Below are 23,392 nucleotides of genomic sequence, written 5' to 3' on the forward strand. Positions count from 1 at the left end.
ATGATACAGAAGAAAAAGCTGGTACAGTTTTATCTGGAGCAGTATGAGCAGGCAGGAAAGAAAAGGCCAAAGCGTTCCATCAGTACAGCTGAGATGCAAAAGAGAGTACAGACGTTATTTCGGACACTTCGAAGTGCAAAGCCTGGCAGAGTGAATGTGCGTCTGCTGGAGGACTATCACAGGCAGTTGAAAAATATTTCTGTTTATGCGCACAGGAAAAACCGTGCGGATATTTTGAAAAAACTTCAGGAGGAAGTGCTTCCGAAGCTGGTATCCCTGGATCTTGGAATTCTTCTGGAAGAACAGAAGGAAGGGATGGATGAGATATTTCTTTCCTGGCTGCAGGAGAATCATCCGGGAGCCATCTGCCAGGAGACGTTGTTCACACTGTATCCAGAATATAGACAACATATGGTACAGGGGCAGATCTTTGAGCTGGTGCCCACCAGACCGGAGATGGAATTCCCGGAGGTACGTCAGATGCACCGGCATTTTATTCTGCACATAGGACCGACCAACAGCGGAAAAACCTATCGTTCCCTGGAACGTTTGAAGCTGGCCAGAAATGGTGTTTATCTGGGACCGCTTCGTCTGCTCGCACTGGAAGTGTATGAGCAGATGAAAAAATATAAAGTTCCTTGTACGATGCGTACCGGACAGGAATGTCTGGAGGAAGAAGGAAGCCGTGTTATGGCATCTACCATAGAAATGGCGGATTTTGATGAAAATTATGATATCGCGGTGATCGACGAGGCACAGTTGGTGGCAGATCATGACAGAGGCCATTCATGGACCAAAGCAATCCTTGGACTTCGGGCACCGGAGATCCATATCTGTATGAGCCCGGCAGCAGAACAGGCTATCTGTCATCTGATTGAGCTGTGTGGGGATGATTATGAGGCAGAACGGTATGAACGCAAGACGGATCTGGTCTGCGAGGAGCATCCCTTTGTATTTCCGGATGATGTACAGAAAGGCGATGCGCTGATTGCATTTTCTAAAAAATCCGTGTTGGATGTAGCTGGACGACTGGAGGAGGCAGGAATCAATGCCAGTGTGATCTATGGAAGTCTGCCGCCGGAGATCCGCCGTCGGCAGATGCATCTGTTCCATAAGGGAAAGACCAAAGTAGTGGTTGCCACGGATGCCATCGGTATGGGACTTAACCTGCCGGTGAGACGGATCGTATTTCTGCAGGCAGAAAAATTTGACGGTATTAGCCGCAGACCTCTGAAGACCCAGGAGGTTAAACAGATTGCCGGAAGAGCAGGGCGTTTTGGCATCTATGATACAGGCTATGTAACCGCCATGGGGGAAGCAGAGCTTGCTCATGTCAGGAATCATTATGCAGCCGAGGAAGATCCGCTGACGCAGGTAAACCTTGGCTTTCCGCAGATTCTGCTGGATATTGATGCGCCATTGGATGAACTCTTACGTATCTGGCACGAAGTGACACCGACGGAGCCATTTATCAAGGAAAATATTGATGAAGCATTGTATCTGTATGATCAGGCAAAAAGCTGTAAGCAGATGATCGATGGATTCCAGGACAAGCACATCTTATATAAGATGGTCACCTGTCCCATTGATGTTAAGGATAAGAAGGTGGTAGAGCTGTGGCTTCAGTACTGCTGCACCTACACAGCAGATGTTTCACTGGAAAAACCCGTTCTTCACCGTGAGAAAAAGGGAGGGATCCAACAGTATGAGACTTATTATAAGCAGCTGGATCTGTATTATCAGTTTTCTCATCGGATGCAGAAGGTCATTGATGAAGACTGGCTGGGGGATCAGAGGGCAAAGACTGAGATGCAGATCATGAAGTATCTGACAAGGGGAAAGCAGACCTATATTGCCAGATGCAGATATTGTGGAAAGCTGCTTCCGCTCGGTTCGCCATTCCAGGTATGTGATAATTGTTATGGAAGAGATAGCAGCGGTAGAAGGAGGTCTCACAGATGAGTGAAATGATCCGAAAACATATTTTGTTCTATGGACGTGTACAGGGGGTAGGATTCCGGTACCATGCCACCTATAAAGCCAGTCTGCTGGGACTCACCGGCTGGGTCAGAAATCTGGAGGATGGTAGTGTGGAAATGGAAGTACAGGGAAGCCCGGACCAGATCAATGAATTGATCCTGCATCTGTATCACCAGAGGTTTATCCGAATTGATGAGATGCAGGAACAGAAGATCCCGTTGAAAGATGAGAGAGAATTCCGGGAGAGATGGTAAATAATTAATATGATTTCTCGATTTCCTGCACCTGGTCATAGAGCCATTGATTGACCGGTGTGGGAATTCCTGCTTTCTGGCCCCGGCGGATGACTGTGCCTGCAAACATTTCTACTTCAGAGTGTCGTCTGGCAATGCGGTCCTGTCCCATGGATGGTGTTCCGTCTGCACGGAGCGTGCGGATAATCCGGTCGTATTCTTCCAGGTCGGATTCGGACAAATCAATGCCCTCTGCATTGGCGACAGCGATTACCTCGCGCATAGCGCCAATCATGGTATCACGTTCCTTGCCGGGACGCCATACATCTCCATAAGTGCAGGAATATACCATACAGGTCTGGTTCACACCGACATTTAACATGAATTTGCTCCAGAGTCGGTGAAGGATATCCTTTTCTCGTACATAAGGAAGCTCTGTTCTGTCAAAAAGGCAGCAGACGCGGTCAAGACCTTCCTGCTGACTTTCCAGGCGGGCACCGATACAGAGAACACCCATCTTGGAATAGGTAAGTTCTGCACCGAATTTCATGGCATCCATGCCCTGGGCTACAGCATAGATCATATGCTCTGCTCCGTAGCGCTCGCCAATGATTTCTTCACTGGAAATGCCGTTCATAACGGACAGGATCACGGTATCCGGACCGATACAATTTTTCATGGTGTCCAGTGCTTCGGTGAGTCCTGTGGATTTGACTGCCACAATGACCAGATCAGCAGGGACAGCCTGGGAGGCAGGCACACAGGTGAAGGATAGTTCTTCGCCGTTGCAGGTGACGGTACTTCCCTTATATTTTTCATAACGCTTTTCATCCATTATATAGGTCACATGATCAAAGCCCATGTGGTGTGCCAGGTGACTTCCGTACATGACACCTAAGGCACCCATGCCAATAATGGAAACATTTTTGATCTCTTTCATATGTAAAATCTCCTTTTGATTCAACTCAATATAGATTCAGTATAGTAAAAGTCAAGAATGGATGCAAGACGGTTCTTGCAGAAAAGACAGTGAGGGAGTAAAATAAACCTACATCCATAGGACAGAAGGAGGAATTTTCCAATGAACATTATCGCAACAGAAAAAGCACCAGGCGCAATCGGACCGTATTCTCAGGCCTATGAAGTAAACGGAGTAATCTACACCTCTGGTCAGATTCCGGTGGATCCGGCAACAGGTAATATTGCAGAAGGAATTGCAGCACAGGCTGAGCAGAGCTGCAAAAATGTAGGAGCTATTCTGGAAGCAGCAGGAAGTGGTTATGACAAAGTTGTAAAGACGACCTGTTTCCTGGCTGAGATTGCAGATTTTGCTGCATTCAACGAAGTATATGCAAAATATTTCACATCCAAACCAGCAAGAAGCTGCGTGGCAGTAAAAGATCTTCCGAAAGGAGTTCTTTGTGAAGTAGAGGCGATTGCAGTAAAATAATATGTGGATAGTATATGCTATTGGATCTTCATTTTTTGCGGGAATCACAGCGATTCTCGCAAAATGTGGAATCCGGAGAACAGATTCAGATGTGGCCACCGCGATTCGTACGATCGTGGTGCTTTTATTTTCCTGGCTGATGGTGCTGGGTACTGGAACCATATGGGGAATCGTGAATATTGATGGAAAGACAGTGTTGTTTTTGGTACTGTCCGGACTTGCAACAGGAGCGTCCTGGATGTGCTACTTTCGAGCACTTCAAAAGGGAGACATCAACAAAGTTGTTCCCATTGATAAGTCCAGTACGGTATTGACCATATTACTGGCATTGATTTTCCTTCATGAAGGAGTCACAGCAGGAAAACTATTTTCAGTTGTGCTCATAGGTCTGGGCACGATGCTGATGATCACCCGCAAGAACAGCCAAAGGGCAGATACAGGCCAGACGGAAACGCATTGGCTTCTATATGCAGTACTGTCTGCAGTGTTTGCCAGTTTGACTGCAATCCTTGGGAAAATAGGAATTTCCGGTGTGGATTCTAACCTGGGGACTGCAATTCGTACAAGCGTTGTGCTTGCAATGGCATGGCTTATTGTCTTCCTGAAACAAAAGCAGAATCAGGTGGCAGCCATTGATAAAAAAGAACTATTTTTTATCCTACTGTCCGGACTTGCAACAGGAGTGTCCTGGATGTGCTACTACAAGGCATTGCAGGAAGGACCGGCCAGTGTGGTTGTACCGATCGATAAACTCAGTATTCTGGTAACCATCGCATTTTCAAGAATCGTATTTCATGAGAAGCTTACTAAAAAGGCGGCGGCTGGATTACTGTGTATGACAGTGGGAACACTGTTGTTGGCAATGCTGTAAGCTGAGGGATGGTTTTAGAAATATAAAATTGTACAGAAGAAGATTTAATACAAAAAAGAAGTTCACACCCGTGTAGCAATGTGAACTTCTTTTTTAATAAGAATCTTTATTTCACTTCGTTCGGAGACTCTCCGTTTTTCTCAAATACACGAACATTTTCCAGAGTGGTCTGTGCGATAGCGCTCAGTGCCTCGTGGGTGAAGAATCCCTGGTGAGAGGTGATCATCACGTTCGGGAAGGACAGGAGTCTTGCGGTAACAGAATGCTCCAGGATCTCATCGGAACGATCCTCGAATACGTTCGGTGTCTCCTCCTCGTATACGTCAAGACCTACGCCGAAGAATTTGTGAGCACGGATACCTTCGATCAGATCGTCAGTCTTAACCAGAGCACCTCTGGAGGTGTTGACCAGGATCACGCCGTCTTTCATCTTCTGGATGGTCTCGCGGTTGATCAGGTGATAGGTGTTGTCCATCAGCGGGCAGTGCAGGGAGATGAGATCACTCTGTGCCAGCAGTTCGTCCAGAGTTACGTAAGTAACGAAATCTTTGATGGACGGATTCTCAAACACATCATAGGCGATGATGTTCATACCAAAGCCGTGGCAGATTCTTGCCATGGCAGCACCGATCTTACCAGTACCGATGATGCCTGCAGTTTTGCCGTGGAAGTTCATACCCATCAGTCCGCCAAGGCTGAAGTCATTCTCACGAACCTTTACATAAGCTTTGTGAAGATGACGGTTAACTGCCAGTGCCAGAGCCATTGCGTGCTCAGCAACTGCTTCCGGAGAATAGCCCGGAACACGGAATACACGGATGCCGAAACGTTTTGCGGTCTCCATCTCTACATTGTTGAATCCTGCACAGCGGAGAAGGATCAGTTTAACACCGCACATGTTCAGAACTTCAATGGTATCGTTGCTGATATCTGCACTTACGAATGCACATACAGCATCATAGCCATGAGCAAGCTCAGCAGTAAACGGTGTCAGCTCAGTTTTCAGAAACTTTACTTCGATGTCAGGGTAATTTACCAGCTCTTTGGTAAAAGACTCTTTATCATAACTTTTGGAATCAAAGAAAATAATTTTCATTACAGATACCTCCTTGAAATGTGATGCTCAGCTTTTATCTGTTGGTTAGTATATACTATTGTTAAAAAAGTATCAAGCATTTATGTGACAAATATTTATCAAAGTCAGAAACAATATTTGACAATTTGACGACAGCAGGAGGCATCAGTTGGCAGATTGTACATCATTCTTCTGATTCGGAATCTGATTCGGAAAATGTGACAGGCCGGATTGGAACACCATTGACTTCCACCTGGTCATCAATCTGGATCAGCAGGTAAGAGCGGCCGTTGATGACGCGGGTCTCCAGTAAAGCTGCCTTTTCCGGGCTGACTTTGATGATCACATCAGGGGTCTTTACTTCCAGTGCTTTGGTGCTGGTCAGGTTGGTGGCCAGAAATTCCGTTTTATTTCCTGCAGTTGCATCAAACTGCTCTTCAAAATGATCCAGTACTTCTTCCGGAGCACCGCTGATGGCCAGCAGATTTTTTACCTCGGGTTTGGTCAGTGTCGGCGGTTCAGGCTGATCTTTTTTCTCTTCAATGATCTCGTTCAGATTTTCGTGGATGCTCACAACGGTTTCATAATCACAGGCATTTCCGAGAGTTTCCGTGACCAGTTCCTGAAAGGTCTCTTTCTGTCCTTTGGCAGACAACGGTGTCTGACAACCGAAGACTTCTTCCATCAGAGCAGGCTGCAGTACCTCCGGGTTGCGGGTATAGTAAAGCATGCTGTGAAGATCGGTGTTGCGGTCATTGAATGCGGGAAACAGAAAGCCGGCATCCGGTGCCTGTACGATCCAGCTGCGTTCCCGGTCTTCAATATTATTTTTCTCAGCATTGTAGCAGAGACTTGCCTTGTCCAGCTTGACCGGGCAGATACTGCACATGAGATATTCATATACATCATCGGAAGCATCGAACATCTCCATGCCGTCCTCTGCTTTTTTCGGAATGTCATAGGACGCGTGGATCAGGATGATATAGTAGTTTTCCCCGTAAGCATAATTTTTAATGATCTTTTCATAAAATTCTTCCAGAAGGATCTCGTCCTGGAGCTTGCTGTCACGAAGTTTCAGAAGCCAGGCCTGTGTTCCGTCAGGCATTTCCTGAGCAATGGGAAATTCCATATTCAGAAGATTTTTGCCCACCGTTCCAGACAGAGTTTTTTTGAAAATCTCATAATATTTGAAGATTTCTTCTTCGGGAAGAGACAGAAATGCTTCTTTTAATTCCGTGCGGATCTGCTTTTCGGCATCCACGTAGCATCCACAGATACGGGTGATGGCACAGTTCTCATTGGTGAACTGTTTTCTGATCTCAAGGGTTTCTTTTTTATTCATATAAATACCTGCTTTTCTTAAAATGTTTCATTTTATTATGGAAGAGAGATTTCATTTTGTCAATTGACTTGGTTTTCAAATATTACTATAATAAAGTTGGATTGTTAGCACAAAGTTTGTGCAAAGTGATAAAATGTTAGGAGGAAAAAGATGATTTCCAACCGTTTACTCCAGGAGAGCCTGGAAGATTTTAAAGAGATTGTGCGTCTGCCTATGGCATTGTACGACCGGAATTGTACTTGTGTAGCAGGAGCTGAGAACATGGCTCCTGAAAAGGAAGTGTTTCAGACATTTTGTAATTCGTCTGCAGATATGCAGGCACTGGGCAACCGGTATTTGTTCCGCGTTGGAGATGGTGAGAGTGGATACATTTTATCGGTAAGTGGAGATGAGAAGGACACATATCCGATGGGAAGACTGGCGGTTCGTCAGCTGGAGAGAATCCTGGAGATCGGTTACAGCAGAGAAGACCGGAATCAGTTCATTCATAATCTTTTGCTGGATAATCTGATGCCGGTGGATATTGCCAATTATGCAAGACAGATGCACATTGGTCCAGAATGTCGCTGGGGCGTATTTTTAGTAGAAGGAAAAGAGTGCGAAGCATTTGATATCCAGAATATTCTGAAGTCTGTGCCGGAGATCAGAAACACTGACTTTATCGCATCGATGGAAGAAGATTGTGTAGCAGTGATCCGCCGTCTGGAGGATAAGGATGGAGAACAGTACAGCCATGTATTTGCAGAAGTGCTGACCAATGCTGTACAGAGAGAACTGAAAAAAAGGATTCGTACATCCTACGGAACGCTGGCTACTTCTTTGAGAGAGGTATCCCGTTCTTATAAGGAAGCGAGAATGGCTCTGGACGTGGCAGAGATCTTCTATGCAGATGAAAATGTCATTGCTTACGAGGAACTGGGAATTGGACGTCTGATCTATCAGCTTCCGATTCCATTGTGTGAGATGTTTATTAAGGAAGTGTTTGGCGATTATGACCCGTCTACGCTGGATGAGGAGATCCTGACAACAGTATATCAGTTCATGGAAAATGATCTGAATCTGTCTGAGACCAGTCGTCAGCTCTTTGTGCATCGAAATACACTGGTTTATCGTCTGGAAAAACTTCAGAAGACCATAGGCCTTGATATCCGTCAGTTTGAGGATGCCATGACCTTTAAGATAGCCATGATGGTATTTGATTATATGAAGTACCTGAGAGAAAAACGGGAGTGATATACAGATGCCGGGCAGAAAGAAACGAGGGAGCAGAAATCTTAAGATTATGTTGTCTGCGATGGGCATTACCGTACTGGCATTGCTGATCCTGGCATTGGCAGCGTATCTTCTGATTGGCGGCAAAGCAGTATCGTCAGGAACGGAGAGTGAGCAGGCTGATCAGGAAACAGATGTGAATGAGGAAGATCCGGAGAGCTTATATGAACCGGAGGAGAACGGAGAAAAAGTAGCTGTCAGTACAGTAAAGAAGATTGCCAGTGAGACTGATAAGAGAACCGTTGGTATTGATGTGTCAGAATTTCAGGGAACGATTGACTGGAAACAGGTGGCGGATTCGGGTGTGGAATTCGCTATGATCCGTTGTGGTTATCGGTCGCTTGGCAGTGGAGAGATCCGGGAAGATGCCTGCGCACGGTATAACCTGCAGGAAGCGAATGCCAATGGAATTCAACTGGGCGCATACTTTTTCTCTACAGCCGTAACCACAGCAGAAGCGGAGGAAGAAGCACTGTGGATGAGTGATTTGCTGGCAGGATATCCGATTACCTATCCGGTGGCATATAACTGTGAAGGCTTTCAGAACAGCTCCAGTCGGCAGTACGGGCTCTCTGTTGACGAACGCTCGGCTATCGCAGATGCATTTCTGAAGAAAGCAGAGGCAAATGGTTACACAGGAATGTTCTATGCAGCCAGAAATGAGCTGGTGAACAATACTCTTTGGAATACAGATGCATTGGAGCCGGCATACCGTATCTGGGTAGCACAGTATGGCAGTGCGCAGACGGATGTGCCGGAATATCCGGGGAACTTCGCCATGTGGCAGTATACCAATCAGGGAAGCGTACCAGGCATTTCCACCTATGTGGATCTGGATGTAGCTTATTTTGGCTATAGTGAGACCGCAGAGGCACAGGAGGAAGGAAGTGCTCAGCATGTGGAGGCTGATCCGGAAGTAGGAGTGAAGTTCGATGAGGTCAGTGAGCAGGTGACTTCCAAAGACACTACGAATCTTCGCAGTACCATGGATCAGGGAGATGACAGCAATGTGGTGGCGACCTTGAAGAATGGGGAGACCGCATTGCGTACTGGAATTGGTAATAATGGCTGGTCCCGTGTAGAATACAACGGAGAAAAATTGTATGCAGTATCCAGCTATCTGACTGCAGATCTGGCTTATCAGACACCAGTGAAAGAACCGGATGATGGATTTAAAACGCAATTTACCAGAGTCAGTGAAAATGTAACTGCCAAGGATGTGACTAATCTGAGAAATCGTCCAAGCGTGGAAGAACCTTCAGAAGTAATCGCACAGCTTCACAATGGTGAGGTTGTGGTACGGACTGGTGTTTCTGATGTGGGCTGGTCGAGAGTGGAATATAATGGTCAGATCCTGTATTGCGTCAGCAGTTATTTGCAACTTACAGAATAATCCGGACTAAAAATTTTTCATTTTTTCGTTATCTGTCTAAAAAATATTGCAAAACCTGAAAAATCGTAATAAAATTATTACCGTTGAAATGCAAACACAAAATATGACAGAGGAGATCGAAGAAAATGAGTTATGTTGATGAAGTGCTCGCAAGAGTAAAAGCTAAGAATGCATCTGAACCGGAATTTCTGCAGGCTGTTGAAGAGGTACTGGAGTCTTTAAGACCAGTGATCGAGGCACATGAGGAGCAGTATAAAAAAGAAGCTCTGCTTGAGAGACTGACTGAGCCGGATCGTCAGATCAAATTCCGTGTACCGTGGGTAGACGATAAGGGACAGGTACAGGTGAATACCGGTTACCGTGTACAGTTCAACAATGCAATTGGACCGTACAAGGGAGGACTGAGACTTCATCCGTCAGTAAATATCGGAATTATTAAATTCCTTGGATTTGAGCAGGTATTCAAAAACTCTCTGACCGGACTTCCGATCGGTGGTGGTAAAGGTGGTTCTGACTTTGATCCGAAGGGCAAATCTGACAGAGAGATCATGGCATTCTGCCAGAGCTTTATGACAGAGCTTTACAAATATATTGGAGCAGACGTTGATGTTCCGGCTGGAGATATCGGAACCGGCGCACGTGAGATCGGTTATATGTACGGACAGTACAAGAGACTCACCGGACTGTATGAAGGTGTTCTGACTGGAAAGGGCCTGACCTACGGCGGATCTCTTGCAAGAACTGAGGCAACTGGTTACGGACTTCTGTATCTGACCCGTGAGCTGATGAAATGCCACGGCATGGATATGAAAGATAAGATCTGCTGCGTATCCGGATCTGGTAACGTAGCAATTTATGCAGTAGAGAAAGCACAGCAGATGGGTGCAAAAGTTGTTACCGTATCTGATTCCACTGGCTGGATCTATGATCCGGAAGGAATTGATGTAGCACTCCTAAAAGAAGTAAAAGAAGTAAAACGTGCTCGTCTGACCGAGTATGCAGCTGCAAGACCGAGTGCTCAGTATCATGAGGGTCGTGGCGTATGGCAGATCAAATGTGATATCGCTCTTCCGTGTGCAACACAGAACGAGCTACTGATCGATGATGCAAAAGCACTGGTTGCTAACGGTGTTACCGCTGTTTGTGAGGGCGCTAATATGCCTACTACCCTGGAAGCTACCAAATATCTGCAGGATAACGGTGTACTGTTTGTATGCGGTAAAGCATCCAATGCAGGTGGTGTAGCTACTTCTGCACTGGAGATGACCCAGAACAGCGAGCGTCTGAGCTGGACCTTCGATGAGGTAAATGAGAAACTTGAGCAGATCATGATCAACATTTATCACAACATCGATGATGCTGCAAAACGTTATGGCATGGAAGGAAACTATGTTGCCGGAGCGAATATTGCAGGATTTGAGAAAGTTGCAAATGCTATGCTTGCTCAGGGAGTTTGCTAAAAAGCAGATATTAGCCCGGAAGTACTGTGCTTCCGGGCTTTCTTTATGAGAAATGAACAGAAAATATCCCCTTGACAAAGCCTTTGTTTCCATCTAAACTTAGTACCGTATATGGGAAAAGCGAGGAAGAAGAGGAGTATGCTGACACCGACCTCAGAGAGAGTCATCCACAGGCTGGAAGATGGCTTGGTAACGGACAGGCAGAAGGTAGCTTCGGAGCTGAGATGATGAGAAAGCCGGAAGAGATTCCAGAATGTAGTCATTTCCGCCTGGCCCTGCGTTATGGGAAATGAGGTATGTGAACACATACGAACAAAGGTGGTACCGCGATGATTCGCCCTTTGCACAGATCTGTGCAGAGGGCTTTTTTATTCTTACCACAGGAAAAGGAACAAAATATGAAAAAAAAATATGCAGGCGCAATCCTGATTTTGTTGTTGCTGATCACGGTGTCAATAGGTGTCCTTCGATTGTGGGTAGAGCAGCCGGAAGTGCGGTTTTCAGAAAAGGACGCATTTCAGACAGAAGCCTTTGATCTGAAGCTGTCCACCAGAATTCCGGGGACGAAGATCTATTACACATTGAATGGCGATGAGCCCACGCTGGATTCGGATGTCTATACTGAACCGATCCATGTGGAAGAGGGACTGCCGGAAAAGGTGACGGTTGTGAGGGCGGCTGTGCTGGAAGGCGGCGGGCTTGGGAAGACTTACACACAGACCTATTTTGTAGGTGCTGATGTGGAAAATCTGTTTGATGTGATGCTGGTATCCTTAAGTACGGATCAGTCGGCACTCTACGATCCGGAGACTGGAATTCTTTCTAATTATGAAGAGGTTGGAGAGAACGGAGAATGGACCAGACCGGCCTATATTGAATTTTATGATTCAGACGGGGCACTGATGCTGAAACAGGGAACCGGGATCACAGTATCCGGGCATGGTTCCAGAAGCTATGATCAGAAGAGTATTAAACTGACCTCTTCTTCACAGTATGACAGTGAGCATCCGACATTTGATTATGATTTCTTTGAAACTGATATGGCTGGAAATGCCACAGGGCAGACTTACAATCGTCTGGTTCTCAGAAATGGTGGCTCCGATCATGAAGGAACCATGATAAAGTGGAATGTGGTCAGCCGACTGGCGAAGGAAGCAGGCATCATCTGTGCAGGAGCAAGACCAGGGATTCTGTTCCTGAACGGAGAGTATTACGGAATTATTCAGCTTCAGGAAAAATACACCCGGTACAACGTGGCATCTGCCATTGGAGCACAGAAGAGTGACATTGAAAAATATGAGCCTAACGAAGTGAATAGTTCCCGGTTTGGAGAATATTACAATCGACTACATGCGGATCTTAATGATCCCGAACGGCAGGCGAAGCTGGAAGAATCGGTGGATATGCCGGATATGCTGCGGCATTATGCAGTTAATATTATTATGAATAATGTAGACTGGCCATTCCATAATTTTCTGTCATGGAAATGTGCAGAGACCAGCAGCAGTGCTTATGGGGATGGAAGAGTGCGGTTTTTCCTCTATGATCTGGATGCAGTCTATCAGGACACAACAGATCTGGAGACAAAGAACATATTTGATTACCTCATGGATGAGCCTATTGAAGATATGACGGATACACTGACGCTCTTGATGCAGTCAGATAAATATCGGACAGAATTTGTCAACATGGTCTGCGATCTGACCGGTACGGTTTTTGCAGCTGACAATGTACTGGAAGTGATCGATGAGGAAAATGCGAAGATTGCTCATTCCATGGAGATCTATTATAGTGATGCGAATCGTACCAGACAACAGGCAGCTGTGGAAGAGATGAAGGAAGCCGCAGCGGAGAGCTGTGTGGAAGTCCATGCAGGTCTGCAGCAGCATCTGGGGGCAGCCGATCCTTACGAGCTGACGGTGGAAGCACCGGAACAGGGGCAGATCGCATTCAGCCGGATCCGACTGGATGTTGGTCAGAGCTACAGTGGCATGTACTATCACAATTATCCGCTGACTCTTACGGTACAGCCGGGGGACGATGGAAAAGTGCCGGAACAGTACTACTGGTTGGTGAATGGCACCCGGGTAGACACAGAAGAACTTTTGCTGAATGACAGCTATACAGAGGATACGCTGGATATACAGCTGGTTATAGAATAGAAAGGAAACAAGGAGAAAGATTATGAAAGAACTTGCAAAGACTTATGATCCGTCCAGCATTGAGGATCGGACCTATGCCAAATGGATGGGAAGAAAATATTTTCACACAGAAGTAGACAGAAGCAAAAAACCGTTTACTATCGTGATGCCGCCGCCAAATATTACCGGTAAGCTGCACATGGGACATGCACTGGACAATACTCTTCAGGATATTCTGATCCGTTACAAGAGAATGCAGGGTTATGCAGCACTGTGGGTTCCGGGAACTGACCATGCCAGCATTTCCACTGAGGTAAAGGTGATCAACAAGCTGAAAGAAGAAGGTATCGACAAGAATGAACTGGGCCGTGAAGGGTTCCTGAAGAGAACCTGGGAGTGGCGTGAAGAGTATGGCCGCACCATCGTAGAGCAGTTAAAGAAGATTGGTTCCTCCTGTGACTGGGACAGAGAGCGTTTCACCATGGATGAAGGATGCTCTGAGGCAGTTCTGGAAGTATTTACCCGTCTCTATGAGAAAGGATACATCTACAAAGGTTCCAGAATCATTAACTGGTGTCCGGTATGTCATACGTCCATCTCTGATGCAGAGGTAGAGCATGAGGAGCAGGCTGGACATTTCTGGCACATCAATTATCCGATCGCTGACGGAAGTGGTTATGTGGAGATCGCAACCACCCGTCCGGAGACTCTGCTTGGTGATACGGCAGTGGCAGTCAATCCGGATGATGACAGATACAAACACCTCATTGGAAAGACTCTGAAGCTTCCATTGACAGACAGAGAAATCCCGGTGATCGCTGATCCGTATGTGGACAAAGAGTTCGGAACCGGCTGCGTAAAGATCACGCCGGCTCATGACCCGAACGATTTCGAGGTAGGAAGACGTCATAATCTGGCTGAGATCAATATCATGCATGATGATGCCACCATCAACTGCCCGGGCAGCAAATATGACGGCATGGATCGTTATGAGGCAAGAAAAGCTATGGTAGCTGATCTTGATGCACAAGGATTGCTGGTAAAAGTGGTAGACCATGTTCATAATGTAGGAACCCATGACCGCTGCGGCACTACCGTAGAGCCGATGATCAAACAGCAGTGGTTCGTGAAGATGGAAGAGATGGCAAAGCCGGCGATCGAAGCGATCAAAAATGGTGATCTGACCTTTGTTCCGGAGCGTTTTGACAAGATTTACCTGCACTGGCTGGAGAATATCCGTGACTGGTGTATTTCCAGACAGCTCTGGTGGGGACATCGGATACCGGCTTACTACTGTGATGACTGCGGTGAGATCGTTGTATCCAAGACAGCACCGGAGGTTTGCCCGAAATGCGGATGCAAGCATCTGACGCAGGATCCGGATACGCTGGACACCTGGTTCTCCTCTGCACTGTGGCCGTTCTCGACCCTGGGCTGGCCGAAGAACACAGAGGATCTGGAGTATTTCTATCCGACTGATGTACTGGTAACCGGATATGATATTATCTTCTTCTGGGTAATCCGTATGGTATTCTCCGGCTATGAGCAGACTGGAAAATGCCCGTTCCATCATGTACTGATCCACGGTCTGGTACGTGACTCTCTGGGACGTAAGATGAGTAAATCTCTTGGAAATGGTATTGATCCGCTGGAGATCATTGATAAATATGGTGCTGACGCTCTGCGCCTGACTCTGGTAACAGGCAATGCACCGGGAAATGATATGCGTTTCTATATGGAGCGTGTAGAAGCCAGCAGAAACTTTGCAAATAAAGTATGGAACGCTTCCCGTTTCATTATGATGAATATGGAGAAGGCTGAGATTCCGGAGCAGATCGATCTGAATACTCTGACGGATGCTGACCGCTGGATCCTGTCCAAGGTTAACAGCCTTGCAAAAGAAGTCACTGCCAACATGGATAACTTCGATCTTGGTATTGCAGTTCAGAAGATCTATGACTTTATCTGGGAAGAATTCTGTGACTGGTATATTGAGATGGTAAAACCACGTCTGTGGAATGATGACGATGCAACCAAGGGAGCTGCCCTGTGGACTCTGAAGCATGTACTGATCAATGCACTGAAGATGCTGCATCCGTATATGCCATTTATCACAGAGGAGATCTTCTGTAACCTGTCTGATGAGGAATCTATCATGATCTCCTCCTGGCCAGAGTATAAAGAAGAGTGGAACTTCGCAGCAGAGGAGAAGGCCATCGAAACTATTAAAGAGGCTGTCCGTGGTATCCGTACTGTTCGTACCAGCATGAACGTACCGAACAGTAAGAAAGCAACGGTTTATGTGGTATCTGATAATGCAGAGATCCGCAATATCTTTGAGCATGGAAAGGTATTCTTTGCAGCCCTTGGATTTGCAAGTGAAGTGCTCGTGCAGGCAGACAAGACCGGTATTGCAGAGGATGCTGTATCTGCCCTTCTTCCAGAAGCAGCTATCTACATGCCGCTGGCAGAACTGGTAGATATCGAGAAGGAGAGAGAGCGTCTTCAGAAAGAGGTTAAACGTCTGGAAGGCGAGCTTGCCCGTGTAAATGGTATGTTGAACAATGAGAAATTCGTCAGCCGTGCACCGGAAGCAAAGATTCAGGAAGAACGTGACAAGAGGGAAAAATACACCCAGATGATGAACCAGGTAAAAGAGCGTCTGGCACAGCTGGGAGAATAAGTGGAGCGTAAGATGACTTACCAAGAAGCAGAGGCGTATATCAATGATACGCCCAGATTCACAACAAAAAATACATTGGAAAATACAAAAGCCGTACTGGAGAAAATGGGACATCCGGAGCGCCGCATGAAGCTGATCCATGTGGCCGGCTCCAACGGCAAAGGCTCTGTCTGCGCCTATCTGTCATCCATTCTGACAACGGCAGGAAAGCAGACGGGGCTGTTTACATCCCCGCATCTGGTGGATATCAATGAGCGGTTCCAGATTAATCAGGAAAATGTATCCAATGAACTGTTCCTGGAAGCCTTTGAGGCAGTGATGGATATGGTCCATACTCTTCTGAAGGAACAGCCGGATACCTTTGCACACCCGACCTTTTTTGAACTTTTGTTCCTTATGGGTATCTACATTTTCGACAAAGCGAATATGGAATATGTGGTACTGGAGACCGGGCTTGGCGGACGGTTTGATGCCACCAATGTAATCGAGCATCCGTTGATCTCGGTGATCACTTCCATCAGTCTGGAGCACACCGAGTATCTGGGTGACACCTGTGCCAAGATTGCAGGAGAAAAAGCGGGTATCATCAAAGAGGGCTGTCCGGTGGTCTATGATGGCACCAGAGAGGATGTCTCTGAGGTGATCGAGGCCTATGCCGCCCAGATGCATTCCAGGGCTTATGCGATACGCCCGGAGATGTATAAAATTTTGATGAACACCCATAAAACGATTGATTTTTCCATGGATACTGGGTATTATGGACCTATGGACGTGTCAATCGACAGCGTGGCAGAATATCAGATCATGAATGCTATGGAAGCTGTGACTGCTGCAGAGGTGATGGATATCGGGCTGACCGAGGAAGACATTCATCGGGGCATGGAGCGCATGCACTGGCAGGGAAGAATGGAAACGGTCCTTCCCGGTGTGATCCTGGATGGAGCCCACAATGACTCCGGTGTGGAAGAGTTTGTAAAGACTGCCCGCAAATTCCAGAAGGACACGAAGCTGACGCTGTTATTTTCCTGCGTAAAGGAAAAGGATTATGATGGGATGATCCGAACCATCTGTGAGAGTCTGGATTTTGAAAGTGTCGTGGTGACACAGATTGATTCTTACCGGCAGGTTCCGTCAGAGGAGCTGGCTCAGATCTTCCGCAAATATACGACTCGTCCGGTGGAAGAGATATCTTTCATTGATGATGCATTTGATGAGGCGATGAAGAGAAAGGGAGACGGTGTGCTCTTCTGCGTGGGATCCCTGTATCTGGTAGGAAGCCTGAAAAGTCTGATAAGGAGCAGAAAGAATGCTTGATTTTGAAGAGGAACTGAAAAAATTCCGTCCAAGCCCTGAGATCGATCAGGTGGAGGATAACGTGTACAAAAATAATCTGGCAGATGTGACGGATCTGCTGGACGAGATGCTCAAAGAGATTAAGAACCGTCAGTAGAAAAGGTGGATATATGAAGTGTTTTAACTGCGGAGCAGTTCTGAAAACAACAGACTACTGCAGCCACTGTGGGGCAGATGTGAAGCTTTACAGAAGAATGCTCCAGTTGTCCAATGCTTATTACAATGAAGGTCTTGCAAAGGCGAAGGTGCGTGACCTGACCGGTGCGGTCATGTCTCTGCGTCAGAGCCTGAAGTTCAACAAGAAGAACACGGATGCGAGAAACCTTCTGGGACTGGTATATTTTGAGATGGGAGAAGTGGTGGATGCCCTGTCACAGTGGATCATCAGCCGCAGCTTCCAGCCGGAGAAGAACCTGGCGGATGATTATATTGAGTCTATTCAGAGCAATCCGGCCAAGCTGGAGATGATCAATACGACGATCCGGAAATACAACCAGTCACTGGTATACTGTGAACAGCAGAGCTATGATCTGGCAATCATTCAGCTGAAGAAGATCCTTTCAACGAATATGAATCTTCTGAAAGGTCATCTGCTGCTGGCATTGCTCTATATACATGCGGATAATTATGGACGTGCCAGAAATGAGCTGCGCAGAGTGCTGGCCATTGACCGGACCAATACCCGTGCCCTCCGGTATATGAAGGAAGTGGATGCGGCTGGTGGAAAACAGGCAGAAAAGGAAGCGGTCATTGCCCATAAAAAAGATTCTATTGCGTACACCAGCGGGAATGAGACCATCATTCAGCCAGTAGGTGTGAAGGACAACAGCAATTTCCATGCAGTGCTTAATATGGTGATCGGACTGGTGATCGGTGTTGCGGTTATGTGGTTTCTGATCCTGCCTGCACAGCACCGGTTAAATAATGACGGGCTCAACAAGGCAGTGGCTGAGTACAGCGATCAGGTAGAGTCCAAGACTGCAGCGCTGGAAAGTCTCCAGGCAGAGATGACAACTCTCCAGGAGAAGACGCAGGCGGCTGAGGAGACTGCAAAAGATGCAGAAAATAAGCTGAAGAGTCAGGAAGCACTGCTGGCAGCATATAAAGCCCATGCAGATGGAGATGCAGCCGGAGCGCTGGAGCAGCTCCAGTCAGTAGATCAGGAAAGCCTGTCCGCTGATGCAAGAGTTCTCTATGATGCTGTATTCAAAGAGGTGGGAACCAGTGCGGTACAGTCTCTTTACAGAACCGGATATGCAGCTTATGAGAGTGGTGACTATGCCACAGCGATCACGGATCTGAAGAAATGCTATGAACTGGATAACAGCCAGGGAGATGCTCTGTATTTCCTTGCCAGATCTTATCAGAAATCCGGCGATACAGAGAATGCAAAGATCTACTATCAGAAAGTTGTGGATGAATTCCCGAATACGAGAAAAGCAACAGATGCTCAAGGTCTCTTGGATAATCTGTAATATACAAAAGAAGAACCCTGAAGTGAGGGACGTTGTAGAAATACAACGTCCCTTTTTATGTGAAAAAAGCCGGGGAATATTTGCATGGGATGCTGGTGGGCAAGAAAGGAGAACGGTTATGGGATTTTTAATAAGAGAGGGTGCGCGTCTGGTGGTGCGGCTTCCCCAGGAGGTGGATCACCATAAGACAGAGTCGATACGGATCCAGGTGGACCAGATGATCCGGAAAGAACCAGTCACGGAAGTGGAGTTTGATTTTTCAAGAACGATGTTTATGGACAGTGCAGGGATCGGGCTTCTGATCGGCAGAAGTCAGATGATGGAGGCACTGGGCGGAAAAGTGATCATAAGTCATATGAGCCGCCGGATCCAGAGGGTGCTGGAACTGTCCGGCATTGAACAGTATATTTCGCTGGACAAGGAGGAAGACAGATGAAAAATGAAATGACGCTGGCATTTGACAGTATTTCAGAGAATGAAGCATTTGCAAGGGTGGCGGTGGCGGCCTTTGTGACGCAGTTGAACCCTACACTGGAGGAGGTGGCGGATATTAAGACCGCAGTATCAGAGGCGGTGACCAATGCCATTATCCATGGTTATCCCGATGGGATACATACCGTGATCGTCCGCTGCCGGACAGAAGATCAGACCGTACAGGTGCAGGTCATTGATGAAGGCGTGGGGATCGCCGATATTCATCAGGCTATGGAACCTCTCTATACCAGCCGTCCCAAGCAGGAGCGTTCTGGTATGGGATTTATGTTTATGGAAGCCTTCATGGATGAAGTACAGGTGGAGTCAGAGCCGGGGCTGGGAACTACAGTGACCATGCGGAAAACTCTTGGAAATGCAGAAGAGTAGGTAGTCTCTATGGATGATGTGATGGGTCTGATCGACAGAGCACACCATGGGGATGAGAGAGCGAGAGCACAGCTTGTTGAGCAGAATATGGGACTGGTGTGGAGCATCGTCCGCCGCTTCTCCGGCAGAGGTACAGAGAACGAGGATCTGTTCCAGATCGGAGCCATCGGGCTTATGAAAGCAATCGATAAATTTGACTGTTCCTTTGAGGTGCGATTCTCTACCTATGCCGTGCCTATGATCATGGGGGAGATCAAGCGTTTTCTGAGGGACGATGGTCTGGTGAAGGTCAGTCGTACATTAAAGGAAAATGGATGGAAGATCCGGCGGGAGACCGAGAACTATAGGAATCGGTGGGGGAGGGAGCCTACCTTGGAGGAACTGGCAGAAGCTACTGCACTGTCCAGAGAAGAGATCGTGGAATCGCTGGATGCAGGGCTGGAGGTGGAGTCTATTGACCGGACTTACAGTCAGGAAGACGGAAGCGAGATCTCATTGCTGGATCGGATCGACAGTCGAAATGCCGGGGAGCGTGTATCTGCCGGAGATCGGGAAAAAGAGGCTCTTCTTAACAGGGTAGTATTGGAACAGCTGTTGGAGGAATTGCCGGAGTCAGAACGAAAGCTGATCATCTGGAGGTATCTGCAGGAACAGACACAGACGAAAGTGGCTGAACGTATGGGAATCTCTCAGGTACAGGTGAGCCGCATGGAGAAACGGATCCTGAAAACAATGAGGGAGCGGCTGGAAGGTGGGTAATCCAGCTGGCTCCTGTGGATAATCCCGTATAATTCCGGGCATACTGTGGGAAACATGGATCACAGAGAAGGAGATACATGGAGATGACACAGAAAGTCGGAAAGTGGAGGTGTGAAAACCATGAGTGAGATCCTGTATTTGAAGATTGACCGGAATCATCAGGTAGATCATGTGGATGTGAGACTGGGAGATGTTGCAAAACTGGAATGCACGGATCTTAACAAGAAAAACCGGCTGAAAACCCTGAAGCTGTTGAAAATACAGGCAGAGAAAAGTGACCGGTACATTTTTTCTATCATGAAAGTGGTGGAGCTGATCCATCAGATCTATCCGGATCTAGAGATCCAGAACCTGGGAGAGACCGATTTTATTATTGAATATGAATCGTCGGAGTATTCGCATGACCGGCTGGCATGGCTAAAGGTCAGTATTCTCTGTGTGCTGATCTTCTTTGGTTCCGCATTTTCAATAATGGTATTTAATAATGATGTGGGGGTGCATGAGGTATTTGCCCGAACCTATGAACTGGTCACAGGGCAAGAGAGCAATGGATTTACGGTGATGGAGATCATGTATTCTGTGGGGATCGCTGTGGGTATCATCGTCTTTTATAATCATTTCGGTGGAAAACGGATCACAAAAGATCCGACACCCATCGAAGTACAGATGCGTCTCTATGAGGATGACGTCAACACCACGCTGGTGGAGGGCTGCAACCGGAAGGAGACGAGTATTGATGTGGATTAGAGAATTATTTGCAGGCCTTCTGGGTTTTGCCAGCGGACTGGCGGTGGCAGGAGGAATGTTTGCCCTGCTGATCGCTCTGGGAGTGATCTCCAGATTTGCAGGCAAGACCCACACAGCCGCCTATGTGATCCATTATGAAAATGCGGCGGCTTTAGGCGGTATCCTCGGAAATCTGTTCAGTGTCTATCAGTTTAGGTTACCCATCGGACTTCCGGGAGTGATCGCGTTTGGTCTGTTTTCGGGTGTGTTTACAGGAACCTGGGCCATGGCACTGACGGAGATCGTGGATGCAGTGCCGGTGTTCAGCAGAAGGATCCGCCTGAAGACAGGTATGCCCTGGCTGATCTTGAGCATGGCACTTGGAAGAGCAGCCGGGGCATGGATGCATGCGTATTTCGGTTATGGATGGTAGTTAAGATGGGAGCAGCCAGGTCTCTTTGTCCGGCTCGGGATGAAATTCTGCCCACTTGTCGTACCAGGCAAGACAGCACTTTGTATAAGCATCGGTAAGGGTTGTCTCTTTGAGGAGGCAATCTTCAGCATAAGCGGGATCTGTCCATTCTTGGATCTCATCTCTGGCATTCCAGAACTGCTCCAGTTCCATACGGGTCTGCTCCATGGGTTCTGTCAGAAGTCTGAGCTGCCAGTCTTCGTATGACTGCTCAGTACTGTACTCTCTGAGGCGATGGCGCTCCGGCATGGGGACACTTTGAAGTCCGCTTAACAATGCCTGTTCTTCTGCCCGGAGACTGGCTGCCAGCTCTTCGCCTGAACCCTGGTTTCGATGAGCCAGATAATGTTCATATCCAAACGGATAATAGAATACGGACTGGTCATCAAAGATCAGCAGGGATTCTGCCACCTGACGGATAAAATACCGGTCATGGGAGACGAACAATAAGGTGCCTGTGTAAGCACGAAATGCAGACTCCAGCGTCTCTTTGGCAGGAATGTCCATGTGGTTGGTGGGCTCATCCAGCACAAAGAAGTTGGGACAGCTTTTGAAGAGCTCTGCCAGGACCAGACGGGATTTTTCACCGCCGGACAAGGAAGAGACCTTCTTCGCTGTATCCTTCCCTGTGAATAAGAAGGCGCCAAGAGTCTGGCGTACTTCCTTGTCTGTCAGGGACGGGAACTGTTCATGAAAATGTTCCACCACGGTCAGATCTGACTGCAGAGCTGCGGTCTGCTGGTCAAAATAGCCCATCAGCACCTGTTGGCCAAGGGTCAGAGTTCCCTTGACAGGTGGGATCAGTCCTGCTGCGGTCTTCAGAAACGTGGATTTTCCGGCTCCGTTGGGACCGATGATACCGAGCTTCTGACCTCGGCGGATCCGAAGAGACAGTTCCAGCAGTGTCTTGTCATAACCAATCTGTAAATGTTCTGCCTCCAATACCCACTTGGCACTGCGCACGGATGGTTCCAGTGCGCCGGTGAATATGTGATAATCTTCCACTGGAGGTTTTTCTATCTTTGGCATTCGCTCCAGGATCTTTTTTCTGGATCTGGCAAATGCCGCTTTTTTAGGCTTGTTCTTGAATCGTTCGATCAGTTCCTCCAGCCGTTCGATCTCTTCCTGCTGGTGACGGTAAGACCGTTCCTGAATTGCCAGGTCTCTGGATTTTTGTTCTTTATAAGAAGTATAGTTGCCGGCATAGCGGATCAGTTTCTGCTGCCGGAATTCACAGACCGTATCAGCCGTCCGGTCCAGAAAGAACCGGTCATGAGAGACCATGACCACGGCACCGGCATATTGACGCAGATACTCTTCTAACCATTCGGTTGTTTCCATGTCCAGATGGTTGGTAGGTTCATCCAGCAGCAGAATATCAGGATGGGCAAGAAGAAGACGGATCAGGGCAATCTTCGTCTGCTCGCCGCCAGAGAACTGCGACAGCCTTTTCCTTTTATCTTCTTTGGAAAATCCGAAACCAGTGAAGAGACGGTCATATTCCTGTTCCCAGGTGAAACGTTCCCGATCCCATTTGTCAGGACATGGACAGGATTTGAGAAGTTCTTCCTCCACGGTAATGGTGGTGTCAGAAAAAGCCTGCTGACAGAGCAGGCCGGTGGTCAGGGATCGAGAAGTAAGGATTCCCTGTGCCTTGGAATGATCATCACGGTCAAGGGAGAGTTCTCCCGCCAGAAGTCGAAGGAGTGTTGTCTTTCCACAGCCATTTCTGCCCACGATGGCAATCTTCTCATTTCCACGGATCTCAAAATCAAAATGTGCAAGGACAGTCTGTGCTCCAATGCTGAGCGTGCCGTCCTGAATCTGTAATAACATGGGTGCTCCT

At 47.4% G+C, this 23,392-nt stretch carries 21 protein-coding genes and 1 other annotated feature; of the genes, 17 read left to right on the forward strand and 4 right to left on the reverse strand.

All coding sequences use genetic code 11. The annotated features are described in order from the left end of the window. Positions 1-1,962: an SUV3 family DEAD/DEAH box RNA helicase gene (locus WMO62_RS12770; protein WP_349144873.1), complete on the forward strand. Its 1,962-nt coding sequence runs from the start codon at positions 1-3 to the stop codon at positions 1,960-1,962. Continuing rightward, the gene (locus tag WMO62_RS12775; protein WP_117499650.1) at positions 1,959-2,234 is read left to right on the forward strand and encodes an acylphosphatase; all 276 of its coding nucleotides are present in this window, start codon (positions 1,959-1,961) and stop codon (positions 2,232-2,234) included. Before WMO62_RS12770 ends, WMO62_RS12775 begins: the two co-directional genes overlap by 4 nt. A gap of 4 nt (positions 2,235-2,238) precedes the next feature. Here the strand turns inward: WMO62_RS12775 and WMO62_RS12780 are convergent, their stop codons facing one another. Beyond that, positions 2,239-3,153, reverse strand: a complete 915-nt coding sequence (locus tag WMO62_RS12780; RefSeq protein ID WP_349144874.1) for a ketopantoate reductase family protein — start codon at positions 3,151-3,153, stop codon at positions 2,239-2,241. A gap of 141 nt (positions 3,154-3,294) precedes the next feature. Between WMO62_RS12780 and WMO62_RS12785 the strand changes: the two genes are divergently transcribed. Next, the gene (locus WMO62_RS12785; protein WP_117499648.1) at positions 3,295-3,663 is read left to right on the forward strand and encodes a RidA family protein; all 369 of its coding nucleotides are present in this window, start codon (positions 3,295-3,297) and stop codon (positions 3,661-3,663) included. Between the two features lies 1 nt (position 3,664). Continuing rightward, entirely contained in the window at positions 3,665-4,534 is an 870-nt protein-coding gene (locus tag WMO62_RS12790; RefSeq protein ID WP_349144875.1) for an EamA family transporter, read from the forward strand. A gap of 106 nt (positions 4,535-4,640) precedes the next feature. Here the strand turns inward: WMO62_RS12790 and WMO62_RS12795 are convergent, their stop codons facing one another. Together WMO62_RS12795 and WMO62_RS12800 are read right to left on the reverse strand one after the other, a co-directional pair. Next, positions 4,641-5,630 carry a 2-hydroxyacid dehydrogenase gene (locus WMO62_RS12795; protein ID WP_118438535.1) on the reverse strand — a complete coding sequence of 330 codons (990 nt, stop codon included), beginning with the start codon at positions 5,628-5,630 and terminating at the stop codon, positions 4,641-4,643. 163 nt (positions 5,631-5,793) lie between these two features. Then, positions 5,794-6,951, reverse strand: coding sequence for a DUF4317 domain-containing protein (locus WMO62_RS12800; protein WP_349144876.1), 1,158 nt, complete (start codon positions 6,949-6,951; stop codon positions 5,794-5,796). A 150-nt stretch (positions 6,952-7,101) separates the two neighbouring features. On the opposite strand from WMO62_RS12800, the gene WMO62_RS12805 reads away from it, so the two are divergent. The 13 genes from WMO62_RS12805 (at position 7,102) to WMO62_RS12865 (ending at position 21,507) form a co-directional block, all read left to right on the forward strand. After that, positions 7,102-8,184: a PucR family transcriptional regulator gene (locus WMO62_RS12805; protein ID WP_117499645.1), complete on the forward strand. Its 1,083-nt coding sequence runs from the start codon at positions 7,102-7,104 to the stop codon at positions 8,182-8,184. A 7-nt stretch (positions 8,185-8,191) separates the two neighbouring features. Continuing rightward, on the forward strand, positions 8,192-9,616 hold the full coding sequence (locus tag WMO62_RS12810; RefSeq protein ID WP_349144877.1) for a GH25 family lysozyme: 1,425 nt from the start codon (positions 8,192-8,194) through the stop codon (positions 9,614-9,616). Between the two features lie 125 nt (positions 9,617-9,741). Next, positions 9,742-11,076 carry an NADP-specific glutamate dehydrogenase gene (gdhA, locus tag WMO62_RS12815; protein WP_349144878.1) on the forward strand — a complete coding sequence of 445 codons (1,335 nt, stop codon included), beginning with the start codon at positions 9,742-9,744 and terminating at the stop codon, positions 11,074-11,076. 114 nt (positions 11,077-11,190) lie between these two features. After that, positions 11,191-11,421 (forward strand) — a binding site (T-box leader). Positions 11,422-11,474: 53 nt separating this feature from the next. Then, positions 11,475-13,238: a CotH kinase family protein gene (locus tag WMO62_RS12820; protein ID WP_349144879.1), complete on the forward strand. Its 1,764-nt coding sequence runs from the start codon at positions 11,475-11,477 to the stop codon at positions 13,236-13,238. 22 nt (positions 13,239-13,260) lie between these two features. Next, positions 13,261-15,900: a valine--tRNA ligase gene (locus WMO62_RS12825; RefSeq protein ID WP_349144880.1), complete on the forward strand. Its 2,640-nt coding sequence runs from the start codon at positions 13,261-13,263 to the stop codon at positions 15,898-15,900. Between the two features lie 12 nt (positions 15,901-15,912). Next, positions 15,913-17,214 (forward strand): bifunctional folylpolyglutamate synthase/dihydrofolate synthase, encoded by a 1,302-nt coding sequence (locus WMO62_RS12830; protein WP_349144881.1) that lies wholly within the window; start codon positions 15,913-15,915, stop codon positions 17,212-17,214. Beyond that, on the forward strand, positions 17,207-17,350 hold the full coding sequence (locus tag WMO62_RS12835; protein WP_178757251.1) for a hypothetical protein: 144 nt from the start codon (positions 17,207-17,209) through the stop codon (positions 17,348-17,350). Before WMO62_RS12830 ends, WMO62_RS12835 begins: the two co-directional genes overlap by 8 nt. 13 nt (positions 17,351-17,363) lie before the next feature. Further along, positions 17,364-18,728 carry a tetratricopeptide repeat protein gene (locus WMO62_RS12840; protein ID WP_117499634.1) on the forward strand — a complete coding sequence of 455 codons (1,365 nt, stop codon included), beginning with the start codon at positions 17,364-17,366 and terminating at the stop codon, positions 18,726-18,728. Positions 18,729-18,846: 118 nt separating this feature from the next. Continuing rightward, entirely contained in the window at positions 18,847-19,164 is a 318-nt protein-coding gene (locus WMO62_RS12845; RefSeq protein WP_178757248.1) for an anti-sigma factor antagonist, read from the forward strand. Further along, entirely contained in the window at positions 19,161-19,589 is a 429-nt protein-coding gene (gene spoIIAB / locus WMO62_RS12850; protein ID WP_117499632.1) for an anti-sigma F factor, read from the forward strand. The genes WMO62_RS12845 and spoIIAB overlap by 4 nt, the downstream gene beginning before the upstream one ends. Positions 19,590-19,598: 9 nt before the next feature. After that, positions 19,599-20,348: a SigB/SigF/SigG family RNA polymerase sigma factor gene (locus WMO62_RS12855; protein WP_117499631.1), complete on the forward strand. Its 750-nt coding sequence runs from the start codon at positions 19,599-19,601 to the stop codon at positions 20,346-20,348. 120 nt (positions 20,349-20,468) lie between these two features. After that, positions 20,469-21,095, forward strand: coding sequence for a stage V sporulation protein AA (locus tag WMO62_RS12860; RefSeq protein ID WP_349144882.1), 627 nt, complete (start codon positions 20,469-20,471; stop codon positions 21,093-21,095). Further along, positions 21,085-21,507 (forward strand): stage V sporulation protein AB, encoded by a 423-nt coding sequence (locus WMO62_RS12865; RefSeq protein WP_118510765.1) that lies wholly within the window; start codon positions 21,085-21,087, stop codon positions 21,505-21,507. The genes WMO62_RS12860 and WMO62_RS12865 overlap by 11 nt, the downstream gene beginning before the upstream one ends. Here WMO62_RS12865 and WMO62_RS12870 read toward each other — a convergent pair whose 3' ends face one another. Next, positions 21,508-23,382, reverse strand: a complete 1,875-nt coding sequence (locus tag WMO62_RS12870) for an ABC-F family ATP-binding cassette domain-containing protein (RefSeq protein ID WP_349144883.1) — start codon at positions 23,380-23,382, stop codon at positions 21,508-21,510. Between the last annotated feature and the right edge of the window lie 10 nt (positions 23,383-23,392).

The organism is Hominiventricola aquisgranensis, from assembly GCF_040096225.1.
GTDB classification, from domain to species: domain Bacteria; phylum Bacillota; class Clostridia; order Lachnospirales; family Lachnospiraceae; genus Hominiventricola; species Hominiventricola aquisgranensis.